At 34.5% G+C, this 13899-nt stretch carries 10 protein-coding genes; 2 read left to right on the top strand and 8 right to left on the bottom strand.

Annotated features, from left to right (window positions below):
* Window positions 1-32: 32 nt before the first annotated feature.
* A complete protein-coding gene (locus NJT12_RS05830) occupies window positions 33-2828 on the top strand; it encodes an outer membrane beta-barrel protein (protein WP_271334946.1) in 2796 nt (931 codons plus the stop codon).
* Between the two features lie 182 nt (window positions 2829-3010).
* Here NJT12_RS05830 and NJT12_RS05825 read toward each other — a convergent pair whose 3' ends face one another.
* From NJT12_RS05825 to NJT12_RS05790, 8 genes are all read right to left on the bottom strand, one after another.
* Entirely contained in the window at window positions 3011-3754 is a 744-nt protein-coding gene (locus NJT12_RS05825) for a DUF2490 domain-containing protein (RefSeq protein ID WP_271334945.1), read from the bottom strand.
* A 167-nt stretch (window positions 3755-3921) separates the two neighbouring features.
* Entirely contained in the window at window positions 3922-6468 is a 2547-nt protein-coding gene (locus tag NJT12_RS05820) for a TonB-dependent receptor (RefSeq protein WP_271334944.1), read from the bottom strand.
* A gap of 249 nt (window positions 6469-6717) precedes the next feature.
* Window positions 6718-7131, bottom strand: a complete 414-nt coding sequence (locus NJT12_RS05815; protein WP_041517419.1) for an RrF2 family transcriptional regulator — start codon at window positions 7129-7131, stop codon at window positions 6718-6720.
* A 103-nt stretch (window positions 7132-7234) separates the two neighbouring features.
* Window positions 7235-8059: a TPM domain-containing protein gene (locus NJT12_RS05810; protein ID WP_271334943.1), complete on the bottom strand. Its 825-nt coding sequence runs from the start codon at window positions 8057-8059 to the stop codon at window positions 7235-7237.
* Between the two features lie 3 nt (window positions 8060-8062).
* The gene (locus NJT12_RS05805; RefSeq protein ID WP_271334942.1) at window positions 8063-8500 is read right to left on the bottom strand and encodes a TPM domain-containing protein; all 438 of its coding nucleotides are present in this window, start codon (window positions 8498-8500) and stop codon (window positions 8063-8065) included.
* A 61-nt stretch (window positions 8501-8561) separates the two neighbouring features.
* Entirely contained in the window at window positions 8562-9143 is a 582-nt protein-coding gene (locus tag NJT12_RS05800; RefSeq protein ID WP_110837347.1) for a LemA family protein, read from the bottom strand.
* Window positions 9144-9188: 45 nt separating this feature from the next.
* Entirely contained in the window at window positions 9189-9521 is a 333-nt protein-coding gene (locus NJT12_RS05795; protein ID WP_271334941.1) for a MerR family transcriptional regulator, read from the bottom strand.
* A gap of 48 nt (window positions 9522-9569) precedes the next feature.
* Window positions 9570-10547, bottom strand: a complete 978-nt coding sequence (locus tag NJT12_RS05790; protein ID WP_271334940.1) for a M23 family metallopeptidase — start codon at window positions 10545-10547, stop codon at window positions 9570-9572.
* 269 nt (window positions 10548-10816) lie between these two features.
* Between NJT12_RS05790 and alaS the strand changes: the two genes are divergently transcribed.
* A complete protein-coding gene (alaS, locus tag NJT12_RS05785; RefSeq protein ID WP_271334939.1) occupies window positions 10817-13453 on the top strand; it encodes an alanine--tRNA ligase in 2637 nt (878 codons plus the stop codon).
* The last annotated feature ends 446 nt before the right edge of the window (window positions 13454-13899 follow it).

The raw sequence follows: 13899 nt of genomic DNA, 5'->3' as shown, positions 1-13899 counted from the left end.
TTTGAGTCTTACTGTTTCTAACTAACCAATTTATGACCAAAATTTATTATTTCCTGATTTTTTCTCTTTTTTGTTATTCGGCAAGTGCTCAGAATGATATTGTTCTTAAAGGAACTGTTGTTGATATCAATACACAATTGCCACTCGAGTTAGCGACTGTTTATTTTACAACAGTAAAAGATTCTACAGTAATCGAATATGCTACAACGGATAAAAACGGATCTTTTACTATTAAAACAAAAAAATATGATAAACCTATTTTTCTAAAGGTAAATTATATGGGATATCAACCATATTTTGAAGAAGAGAAAGGACTTTTGGAAAGTAAAGACTTTGGTAAATTGTATTTACTTGAGGCTGCAAATGCTTTAGATAATGTGGTTATAAAAAGCGAAGCACCGCCAATTACAATCAAAAAAGATACGCTCGAGTTTAATGCGGGTTCTTATAAAGTGCGACCAGACTCGAATGTGGAGACTTTGCTAAAACAATTACCGGGATTTGATGTAGGTACTGATGGAAAAATTACTGTAAACGGGCGGGAAGTTAATCAGGTATTAGTAAACGGAAAGACATTTTTTGATAAAGATGGTGCCATTGCTTTGAAAAACCTACCGGCAGAAATCATCAAAAAAATTCAGGTTTCTGATTTTAAAACAAAGAAAGAAGAACTATCTAAACAAGAATCGACTTCGGATTTTTCGAGTATTAATATCACTATTGACGAAAAGAAAAACAAAGGTTACTTTGGTAAAATTCTGGGCGGATATGGATCTGATGATCGTTATGAAAGCAGTCTTCTTTTGAACTTCTTTAATAATAAGCAAAAAATTAGCGTTCTCGCTTCTTCAAATAATATTAATTCTACCGGTTTTGCGATGGATGAGGTGTTTGATAATATGGGAGGCGGGAGAAACAGCAAAGGCAGCAGCGGAAGCTCAGGAAGTGGCAAAGGAATCACGCAATCGAACCTTATAGGGCTGAATTATTCTGATGACTGGTCTAAAAGTTTAGCAGCGATGGGAAGTTATAATTTTTCGAATTCAGTTAATAATAACGAAAGTAAATCGGATCAGGTTAGTTTTTTACCAAGCGGCAATATTGCTACTTCGGCTGATTCTAAAACAAGAAACGAAAGTACCGGAAACAACGTAAATTTTGAATTAGAATATAAAATAAATCCAACAACCCGATTGGTGATCGTGCCAAAAGTCAATCAATCCCGTACGAATGGTAATTCAACATCCTCCAGTTCTTCTGAAGATGAAAACGGAGATGCTTTGAATGAAAGTAATGCAAAAAATTATTCAGAAAGTACCAATACAACCTTTGGGAACACGATTAATTTCAATAAAGCGTTTAAGAAAAAGTCCCGTAATTTTAGTATTGTATTTGATAATAATAATGCCAAGACAGATGCTGAGGCACTCAATCTTTCTCAAACTATTTTTTATCAGGACGGCAAACCAAATGACGATAGAAATCAGCAAAGTAAAAACATAAGTAATTCAGATGTTTATTCTCTTGAGTTTGAATATACGGAACCCGTTACTGATTCATTAAGAATAAGGTTCGGTTCTGATTTTGACTGGAAAAGCGAAATGAAAGATATGAAAACATACGATTTTGATGCTGCATCACAATCGTATAGTAATCTAAACGAATCTTTGACAAATTATACTACGTCAAAGCAAAATTCATTCAGTCCCAAAGTTGGTATTACTTGGCAGAAGAGTAAATTTACTGTCAACCTGAATTCGAGAACAGCAATTGTAGCCTTCGACAATCACTCTTTATACCTTAACAATGCGACCGATCTGAATAAAAAATATGCTTTGCCATATGGTGATTTTCAGATTAGGTATAAGTTTAGCCGTTCAAAGAATCTGTCATTCAGATATGATTATTCGAACGCACTTCCGTCAGCAGTTCAGTTAATGCCGGTTTTAAATTTAACCAATCCATTAAATACAATTACGGGAAATCCGGATTTGAATCCTATCGAAAAAAATAGTGCGAATTTTAGTTTTAGAAATTATGATTTCCGTACACGTTCAGGTTATAGCCTTTACATAAAAGGAGATTATTACAACAACGACGTGGTTTCGACTTCAATCTATGACGATAGCGGAAAAAGAACGACTACTTACGTAAATATATCCGGTACTTATATTGCTTCGATTGGAGGAAACTGGAATCAATCGATCAAATGGGATGCTCATGTTGTAAGATATGGTTTTGGATTAAATGGTAGTTATTCATTTGATAAAGGTTTTACAAATGCTGTTTTATACAATGCAAAATCAACCGCCATTACACCAAAAGTAAATATGACGTATGAGTATGGAGATTTACTTATTATTTCGCCATCGTATAGTTTATCATACAATCAAACCGATTATGAAAATTCTTCAAGAGATGCCAGCTCGAATGTTGTACACAGAATTAATCTGCAAACCACAAGTTATTGGCCGGCAAATTTAATCTTCGGGAATGATTTTGGATATACTTATAATTCTAATATTTCGAGCAACTTCAAGAAAGATTTCTATCTGTGGAATACAAGTTTGTCTTATGGCTTTTTTGATAAAAAAATCTATGCCAAAGTAAAAGTTTACGATGTTCTGAATCAAAATTTAAGTGCAACAAGAACGATTTCGGCAACCTCGATTCGTGATGAAGAAAATACAGTTTTGAAACGTTACGTAATGTTTTCTCTAAGTTATAAAATTGGAAATTTTGCAGGCGCTGAAAAAAGGAGGAAAGAAAAGACAGAGAATGGAGTAGAGAAAGGAACAAAGGTTCAAAGTTTCAATGGTTTTATGTAGAGGCGCACAGCAGTGCGTCTTTTTTTATGCCTACGGATTTTTGCGGATGGAATAGATTTTACATCAATTTTTAAAATTTTTAATCGTGAATTCTCTTTAGAAAAGATATAAGGATTTTATCGGAAGTTTTTTTATTGGAATTTGGAATTTTTATACTGAGATTTTATTTAGAGTTTTCTGTTCTAAATCCTTGGTTTCCGATTAATTCTATGATAAACCGTAAAACGGATAATATCACGATCGTAAAAATCGACCCCACTGGAACGCCTTTGGAAGCTTTTTAAATACCCTAATTCCAAAGCTATATTAGGGTTGAAATGATATCGTAATGCTGCATAAATTCGATTTTGGTCGAAAGTATTTCTTTTGTTGTCTTTTCCGAAATTAAACATGATTTCGTCAGAAATGGTAGCTTTTAAACTTTGTTTATCTTTTTTCCAAAGATCAAATGTCGATTGTAATCTGTATCTAAATCGGTAAGCAAAAGAAAAGTCATCGAGTAATGCTGTTTTAGTTGCTTTTTGAATAAACCGTTCTTCAAGCTGAAAACGATTGTGGAAAGTAATTTTAGCAATATCATTAATAAAAGTGACATCTTGTTGGATTCTGTATTCCGGTACAGCAAAGTCAGGATCAACATGAGGATCTTGCGTATTGACATTAAAATAAGCCAGGCCGCTGCCTAAATCTATATTTTTATGAATTCGATATCTTCCCTGAGCTCTTATAACAAATAAATTTTCGTGAAGAGGATTAACGAAACTTCTGTTGTCAAACTCAGGGTGAATAGCCCATTTTTCGGTTATGGGTAAAATGTTGTAATATCGTATCCAGGTTAAGGTTTGCTGGTCCGTCTTTTTTAGACTTTGTGCTGATAAAAAAGGATTTATTAAAACAAGTAATAGTAGCAATCTAAGAACTTTCATTCAATTTGTATCAATTCAGGCTGCGAATATATACAAATCGAGATATAACTACTAAACAATAAAACTTGTTTTAAATTTTATTTTGTGATTTAGCATATTTGATTGCATAAAAAAAACGAGATAGATTTAAAAACCTATCTCGTTTAATATGATTAAAACTAACTGTGTTACAATGAATATTTCAATGTTACTCCGTAAGTTCTTTGATCACCAATTACACCCGCATATTGACCTGTGTTTCCACCAGCAGGTAATAATTGTTCGTAGTAATCTTTATTCAAAAGGTTACGTCCCCAGAAATGAACAGATAAACCTTGAGAAGCGCGGAAACCTAAACGAGCATTAAAAATGGCATAACCCGGAACTACTAAATATTTTGAAGCCGATGGGCTTGACGAAAATTCAGAACGAGCATAAGAATCTAAACCAAGGAATATTTTTCCTGCGTTTCCAAAGAATTTAGCATTATCGGATAATTCTCCGCCTAGAGATCCTGCCCATTTTGAAGCACCCGGTAATTCAGTTCCTGAAACATCTTTGAAGGCTACAGCAGCTCCAGTTTCTTCTAACGGAAGTGGTGCATTTGTAAATTTGATGTATTTACCATCAGTATAAGTTGCAGCACCATTGATTGTTAAGTGTTGGCTTATTACAAAACTTGCATCAAGTTCAGCACCTCTCACACGTACTTTATCTGCATTGGCAAGATACCCGCGGTTTACACCTAATTCAGCAGCCTGAACGTTTGTTTGAAAATCTTTGATGTCAGTATTAAAGAATGTCAGGTTGAAAACTGAATTTCTAAAAGGAGATGTTTTTACCCCAATTTCATAATGATTTACTTTTTCAGGCTTAATTACTGCAAGATCAAGTAATGGTAAACCTTTTGAATCAGTTGGAAGTCCAGCTACATTTACACCAACCGGTTTGTAACTTTTTGCATAAGTTGCGTAAGCATTGATTTTGTCAGAAGCTTTAAAAGATACTGTTATATTTCCAGAGAAATCTGTATTATCAGTACTTGAATTAAAAGCCTGATCAGAGTAAACAGATTTTTTCAAAGCAAGTAATGCCGGATCTGTAGTTTGAAGACCTCCGTATGTTGTACGAGCATAACGAGCATCTTTTTTATCGAAATTATATCTTAAACCTGGCAATACGTGTAAACGTTCTGTAATTGCCCAATCAATTTGGCCAAATACTGCCGCACTCGATGCTCTGATATTTGCATCAGTTTTGATTCCGTATCCTTCAAAAAGACCGGGAGTTTTCCATAAGGGACTTGTTGAACTTTGTGCAAATCTCCATTGAGCGTTCCCAGATTCTTCAGTACCATTTGTTTGAGATGTCTGATCTATAAAAAATACCCCTACAACACCGCTTACTTTAGAGGTTAACTGACCTGCGTAACGTACTTCTTGTGTAAATTGTGTTTGTCTTGTTGGGTTTTGTGATTTTGCCAATACCTGTAATCCCGTAAAATCTCTGTCATTTGATGGATCCCAGTTCCAAAAACGCCAAGCTGTAGTTGAAGTAAGAGTTCCAGATCCAATTTTTGTGTCAATATTAAGAGATAAACCTCCCATATCTTGTCCTGAACGCCATGGAGTATCGTGGTCAATTTTACGGTCAAAAGCATTTAAGCTTGGTAGTTGATAATTTAAATCTTTAATAATAGCATCAAACTGGCGATAAGCAGCTCTTTGAGTAGGAGCAACACCGGCAACAACTTGTGCATATCCGTCAGGGCGTTGCGTTGTGATATCTCCGGCAAATATAATATTGGTATTTACAGTTGGAGTCCAAAGTAACTGACCTCTAATCCCCTGATTGTTTAAAGTATTTGTAGGTCTTCCTGTAGCAACATTGTCAATAAGACCGTCACGTTGTGTTCCTGAAAAGGATAAACGACCTGCTAATTTTTTTCCTAAAGCTCCTGTAACAGATGCTTTAGCTTGTAGAAAGGCATAATTTCCGTAACTCACTTCAAAATCAGCTCCTGAAGTAAAACTTGGTTTACGCGTTGTAATGTTAAAAGCTCCGGAGGTGGTGTTTTTACCAAACAAAGATCCTTGTGGTCCGCGTAATACTTCGATTTGCTCGATATCGATAAAATCTAAAGTCGTAGCAGCGGGACGTGCATAATATACACCATCAACATAAAAACCAACTCCGGGATCGATACCATCATTAGTAAGTCCAAAAGGAGAACCAAGGCTACGAATGTTGATTCCTGTATTTCTGGGATTTGATGAATATAACTGTACAGAAGGAACTAATTCTTTAATACGGTTAACGTTAAAAGCTCCTGTTTGCTCCGCTTGTTTTCCAGTAATAACTGATATTGCAATTGGTACATCCTGAACTTTTTCTATTCGGCGTCTGGAAGATACAACAACTTCTATAAGTTCGTTTTCTTCTTTAAGCGTTACTTGTAATGGAGTAGTAGGTAAATCAACAAGTTCAATCTCAGTAGTTTTATAGCCTACATATTGAACTAAAATAGTGATAGGAAGTCTTCCTTTTGTATCAAGGCTAAATTTTCCGCTAGGATCTGTAGTTGTGTTAGAAGTTGTTCCTTTTATAACAACGTTGACGGCTTCTAATGGAACGTTTTCACTTGTTTTAACAACGCCTTCAATGTTTTGTGCAAATGAAATAGAGAAAGTAAAAACAGATAATAGTGTAAGTATATTTTTTATAGAATTTTTCATTTTTATATTAGTTATATGTGATTAGTAGAATTTAAATTAAATTTTTTTTACCAGCACATACACATCATAGAAGAATTGTTTTTTACAGTCTTGAATTGACTATTTTGGTTTTTTTGCAAAAGATTTTTTGACACACCCGATCGATTGTAATTTACTTTCATATTGGTTAAAATTTGTAAATTGGTTAGTTGATTTTTTTGCAAATATATGTAAATTCTATAGATTTACTAGGAATTAGGAAATATTTTTTTATTTCTTTACAAGTGAGGCGATTGTGATGCCTTGCATCGCTTTAAGAGTTTCGTCTCGAATGATCATTAAGCCGTGTCTTAGGCTACATTCTTCCTCAGTTTTGCAATCTGAGCATGGTTCGTAAAAGTTTAACGAAGCACATGGTAAAAGCGCAATTGCACCGTCGAATAAACGATGAATTTCTGCCAAAGTAATATCATTTTTGGAGCGTATCAGATAATATCCGCCAAATTTTCCTTGCTTACTACTCACAAAACGTCCTCGTTTTAGATCTAATAAAATCTGTTCTAAAAACTTTTTAGGAATATTGGCGCCATCAGCAATTTCTATCGTTCTGGAAATGTGATTTTCGTCCTGTTCTGCTAAATAAAGTAAGGCCTTAAGGGCGTATTTTGCTTTATGTGATAACATCTATTTTGAATTATAAATTGTAAATTATGAATGATAAATTTAAACTAAATTTTATTAGTATCAACTTAAAACCTGAAACTAAAAAAACTTGAAACTAAAGACTTTACCAGCCTCCGCTGGAACCTCCGCCGGAGAAACCACCTCCGCCAAAACCTCCGCCAAAGCCACCTCCGCCACCGGATGATCCGCCACCAAAACCTCCTCCAAATCCGCCACCGCTGCTTCTTCCAAGACTGCTTAGAAGGATAACATCGAGTAAACTTGGACCTCCACCGCTGTTATTGCCTGAATTTCCACCGCCGCCTTTATTTCGGGACAGCAAAATTAATACAATTACAACAATAACAATGAATGGCAGTATCGGAAAATCATTTCCTTTTGCCTGTTTGCGTTCTCCCTTGAATTTGCCTTTAAAAACATCAATTATGGCATCTGTTCCTTTGTCAAGACCATTATAAAAACTGCCTGCTTTGAATTCCGGAATAATAATATTTCTGATTATTGTTCCACCAATTCCTGCAGTCAAACGATCTTCAACTCCATATCCCGGATTAATGGCTATTTTCTTTTCGGCCTTAGCCAATAAAATAATTACACCATTATCATCTTGCTTAGTTCCTCCAATTCCCCAGGTTTGTCCCCATTTTGTAGCTAGTTGGCTAACATCTTCTCCTTTTAAACTTTCGATTGTAATAACTACAATTTGTGTTGTGGTAGAATCAGAATAACGAATTAGTTTTTCTTCTAATTGTGCCTTTTCAGATGCGCTTAAAACATTCGCATAATCATAAACTGAAGTCTGAAAACTTGGTTTTTCCGGAATTGTAAATTGTGCAAAAATACAATTGGTGGTAAAAAAAGCGATTAACAAAAAGGTAAATTGAAAAAGTCCTTTTGAATGAGATATTTTGTTTGTGGAAATTTTCATTATTTATCCTTTTGAGATTTCGTTTGATAATTCGTTAGTGTCCCCTTCAAACGAAGGAAAGTATTTTTTTAATTGTTCGCCGGCGTTCAGAATGCCATCAACAATACCTTGCTTGTAGTTTCCTAACTTAAATTGGGCAATCATGGTCTCTTTGGTGCAGTCCCAAAAATCTGATGCAACAACATCATGAATACCTTTGTCTCCACAAATTGCAAATGTTTTATCTGCTACAGCAAAGTAAAATAAAACCCCGTTTTTTAGTTGGGTTTCATTCATTTTTAATTCGTGAAAAACTTCTAAAGCCCTATCAAAAGGAACTTTAGAAGTTGTTTGTTCTATATGTACCCTAATCTCGCCAGAAGTGTTTTTTTCAGCCACGCAAATAGCATCAACAATATGTTGTTCTTCTTCTTTGGATAAAAAATCTTCTACTTTTGACATTGGAGTTATTTTAGAGTTTAGTTTGTTGATTTTAGATTTACCTAAAATGTAAAATTCTTTTTTAGAATTTTACTTCAACTGGTTTATCAGCACCTGCAACAGCTTCGAAATATGGTTTTTCTTTGTAATCTAAGAACCATTTGTTCGGGATAGCAAGAATATAACCATTATAATCTTGTACAGCTTCGTTGAAACGTGTTCTGGCCGTTAAAATTTGATTTTCTGTACTAGCCAATTCATCCTGTAATTTAAGGAAGTTTTCATTCGCTTTTAATGTTGGGTATTGTTCAACAGAAACTAACAATCTTGATAAAGAAGAGGATACCCCACTTTGAGCCTGGTTGTATTGAGCCAATTGCTCTGGAGTTACATTGCTTGGATCGATTGTTACCGAAGTAGCTTTTGCACGAGCCTCAATTACAGCTGTCAATGTTGATTTTTCGAAATCTGCAGCACCTTTTACTGTGTTAACTAAATTTCCAATAAGGTCATTTCTTCTTTGGTAAGTAGTACTTACATTTCCCCATTCTTTATTAACTGCTTGATTTTTTTGCAAACCAGTATTTTTAATTCCAATTGACCAAAAAGCAATAATAGCAATTAGCGCTATAATAATTCCTACGGGGATTAACCATTTTTTCATATCTGTTTTAATTTAAGTTTGTTTTTGATTTATTTAATAAATATACTATAATTCGTTCTTAATATCGTTTAATTGTGTTTTTATGGTCTCTAATTTACGTATTATTTCGAACTTATCTAATGTTTTCTTTTGTCCTTCTTTCAGGTGTGTTCTGGCGCCATCAAGTGTAAAACCTCTTTCTTTTACCAAATGATAAATTAATTGCAGGTTGGTAATATCATCCGGAGTAAACATTCTGTTGCCTTTGGCATTCTTTTTTGGTTTTAAAATATCAAATTCACTATCCCAAAATCGAATCAATGATGCATTGACATTAAAAGCTTTGGCAACTTCGCCAATACTATAATATCTTTTATCTTTTGAAAGCTCAATATGCATGATTTGTAATTTTCTGTTTTTATTCCAAAAATACAACTTTTTGGAGGATTAATCTAATGATTGGTTTTCCTGATTTGCCATTTGTGAAATTGCCACATATTCTGCTGCCGATATATTGCCGTAATAAAAGTTCAGCGGATTTACGACTTTTCCGTCTTTATGTACTTCATAATGGCAATGCGGACCTTCAGATCTGCCGGTACTTCCCACATATCCAATAACATCACCACGTTTGACATGTTGTCCGGCCCTGCAATTGTATTTGCTTAAATGGGCGTACAAACTTTCGTATCCAAAACCATGCCTGATGACGACGTGGTTTCCAAATCCTGAAGCCGAATTATCTGCTCTTTCTACAACACCATCGCCAGTGGCATAAACAGGAGTGCCTGTGTTGGCTGTAAAATCCATTCCGTTATGCATTTTCCTCACTTTTGTAAAAGGATCAGTGCGATATCCAAATCCTGAAGCCATTCGCTTAAGGTTTTCGTTACGAACAGGCTGAATCGCCGGAATTGCCAATAATAAATTGCCTTTTGTACTCGCCAGTTTCAAAATTTCATCTAATGATTTCGATTGAATGGCTAATTCTTTTGATAATCTGTCAATGCGTTTTGTCGTATTTAAAACCAATTGTGAGTTGTTGTAGCCTTCTAGGTCTCTATAACGTTTAGAATCTTTAAAGCCTGCTTTTCGGATAGAATCGGGAATTTCAGTTTTATTAAAATAAACCCTGTAAATATTATTGTCCCTATTTTCTAATGCCTCAGTTACATCGTCGATTTCATCCAGTTTTTTATTTAAAATTGAATATTGCAATTTCAGATTCTCGATTTCACGAGCCTGTAAACGATCCTTTGGTGTTTCAAAATAAGGAGTATTCAATAAGAGAACAAAAACTAAAAAACCAAACAATGCCGAAGCCAGCAAAAACAATAATGCATAGCCAAATTTGATTCTTTTTCTGGTCTTTATTTTTGTATAAGCCAGATTTTCTGAGTCGTAATAATATTTTACTTTCGCCATATTTTAAAATACCCTATTTTTGCAGCTTGTAAAATAAGTTAGTAGAACAAATTTAATAAATGTTTCAGATGTTCGAAGCTTTTTTCAAGAATAAAATAGAATTAGGTAATGTGTCAATCTGATAATTAGATAATGTCTTTAAAGTGAAATTTATTGTTTAGAATGATAAATTTCTAATTTAAAAAATACATTAATATATTTTCAGATGAACTAAATTATCTAATTGACACATTATCAAATTATCACATTATTACATTTCTAATTATAACATGAAATCACAAGACGTACGTAAACAATTTTTAGATTTTTTTAAAAGCAACGGGCACTTAATCGTTCCGTCGGCTCCTATTGTGCTTAAAGACGATCCAACCTTAATGTTCAACAACTCGGGAATGGCCCAGTTCAAAGAATATTTTTTAGGAAATTCAACTCCAAAAAGTAAACGAATAGCCGATACGCAAAAATGTCTTCGTGTAGCCGGTAAGCAAAATGATCTTGAAGAGGTAGGAATTGATACGTATCACCATACTATGTTCGAAATGTTGGGGAACTGGTCGTTTGGTGATTATTTTAAAAGAGAAGCGATTAATTTTTCATGGAAATTGTTGACAGAAGTTTATAAAATCCCGAAAGAGAATATTTATGTTTCTGTTTTTGAAGGGAGCAAAGAAGAGAATGTTCCTTTTGATCAGGAAGCTTGGGATATCTGGAAAACATTAATCGAGGAAGACAGAATTATCCTTGGAAACAAAAAAGATAATTTCTGGGAAATGGGAGATCAGGGGCCATGCGGACCTTGTTCTGAAATTCACGTTGATTTACGTTCAGCAGAAGAAAAAGCACAAGTTTCAGGTAAAAGTTTGGTAAATAACGATCATCCTCAGGTAGTTGAAATCTGGAATAATGTATTCATGGAATTCAACCGTAAAGCTGATGGTTCTCTTGAAAAACTTCCTGCACAACACGTAGATACCGGTATGGGATTCGAACGTTTGTGTATGGCTTTGCAAGGAAAAACATCAAATTATGATACCGATGTTTTTACACCGCTTATCGAGAAAGTAGAACAAATTACAGGTTTTACATATACATCTAATGAAATTAAAAACATCAGTGAAGAACAAAACAAAACGAATATTGCGATTCGTGTTGTAGTAGATCACGTACGTGCGGTTGCTTTTGCAATTGCCGACGGACAATTACCATCAAACACAGGAGCAGGTTATGTAATACGTAGAATCTTGCGTCGTGCCATTCGTTACGGATTTACGTTCTTGGATACGAAAGAACCTTTTATCAATAAATTGGTAGAAGTTCTGGCAAACCAAATGGGAGAATTTTTTCCTGAGATTAAATTACAGCAACAATTGGTTACGAATGTAATTCGCGAAGAAGAAACTTCTTTCTTAAGAACTTTAGATCAGGGATTACAATTGTTAGACAATGTAATTGCACAAACCAAAGGTTCTGAAGTTTCTGGAGCAAAAGCATTTGAATTGTATGATACTTTTGGTTTTCCGAAAGATTTAACAGCATTGATCCTGAAAGAAAAAGGAATGTCTCTTAACGAAGCAGAATTTGATGCATCGATGCAGAAGCAAAAAGCACGTTCACGTGCAGCATCAGAAGTTTCAACAGAAGACTGGACTGTTTTGATTCCAGGAAATGTAGAAACGTTTGTTGGATATGACAAAGTAGAAAACGACGTCAAAATCACGAGAATTCGTAAAGTAGATTCTAAAAAAGACGGAATTTTATACCAAATTGTTTTAGACAATACACCATTTTATCCAGAAGGAGGAGGACAGGTGGGTGATAAAGGAACGTTAGTTTCTGCAAACGAAACGATCGAAATCATTGATACGAAGAAAGAGAACAATTTGATTTTGCATTTTGCAAAACAATTGCCTGAAAATATTGAAGCTGGTTTTACAGCAAAAGTAAATACCGATTTAAGAAGTTCAACTTCTAAAAATCACTCAGCTACGCATTTAATGCATTTAGCTTTGAGAAACCTTCTTGGAACTCACGTAGAGCAAAAAGGTTCATTGGTAAATCCTAACTATTTGCGTTTTGACTTTTCGCATTTTTCTAAAGTTTCAGACGAAGAATTACGTCAGGTTGAAGCAAGTGTAAATGCGCAAATCGAAGCACAATTGCAATTAGTAGAACACAGAAATATTCCGATTAAAGAAGCATTAGATAAAGGTGCAATGGCTTTATTTGGAGAGAAATACGGAGATAATGTCCGTATGATTGAATTTGGTGACAGTAAAGAACTTTGCGGTGGAATTCACGTGAAAAACACAGCAGAAATCTGGCATTTCAAAATCATTTCTGAAGGCGCAGTAGCGGCTGGAATTCGTCGTATTGAAGCAATTACAGGTGATGCTGTAAAAGACTTCTATAAAAATCAGGAGAATACCTTAGCTGAAATAAAAGAAACATTAAAAAATCCACAGGATATTTTAAAATCAGTGGCTTCTTTACAAGATGATAATGCTAAATTGAAAAAGCAAATTGAGCAATTGCTTAAAGAAAAAGTAAATGCTTTAAAATCTGATTTAGAGAAAGATTTCCAGGAAGTAAACGGAATCAATTTCCTTGCAAAACAAGTAGATTTAAGCATGGCATCGACTAAAGAATTAGCTTCTGTTTTAGGAGCTTCAAAAGCAGATTCTTTTGTGTTTTTAGCTTCTATAGAAGACGGTTTGCCAAATATTCATTGTTATATCTCTAAGGATTTAGTAGCAAGCAGAAGCCTAAATGCAAATGCTGTTATCAAAGAATTAGGAAAATATATTGAAGGAAATGGAGGAGGTCAGCCTTTCTTCGCATCCGGAAAAGGTAAAAATGCTGCAGGAATTGCTGAGGCTTTGTCTCACGCAGTTGATTTTGTGAAGTAAAGAAAAGTTACTAAGAAGCTTAGTTGCTAAGGTTCTAAGTTTTTTATAAGATCTAAAAAGCGAACCCGACAGGTTTTTAAAACCTGTCGGGTTTTGCATATAAATTCAATTTTTTACCATAGGTTAAACAATTAAAATGACATACTAAACGAAAACATTCTTATGAAAATGATTGGCCTAGCCCCGATAGAAGAGAAAATCCTTTTGTGGCGGGGTTCGCCACAAAATATGGAAACGGAAAGCGGGATTAGCTCCTGAAAAAAGATTTAGTTTTATCTAGAAAACGAAATGATAAATAGTTACGTGTAATTGGTTGTCTTAATAAAAGAAAGGGCTTTAGCCAAACGTAACAGTCTGGCTAAAGCCCTTCAATTTTAAACTTTTTTGTTCCATTCAGCTAAAGCTGGACACTATCTGAAAAAAAACTTAGCAACTTAGCGCCTTAG

The sequence above is a fragment of the Flavobacterium azizsancarii genome (assembly GCF_027980145.1).
Taxonomy (GTDB): domain Bacteria; phylum Bacteroidota; class Bacteroidia; order Flavobacteriales; family Flavobacteriaceae; genus Flavobacterium; species Flavobacterium azizsancarii.
The sequence above is the reverse complement of the archived record's forward strand: the minus strand, read 5'-3'. Positions and strand labels throughout refer to the sequence as shown.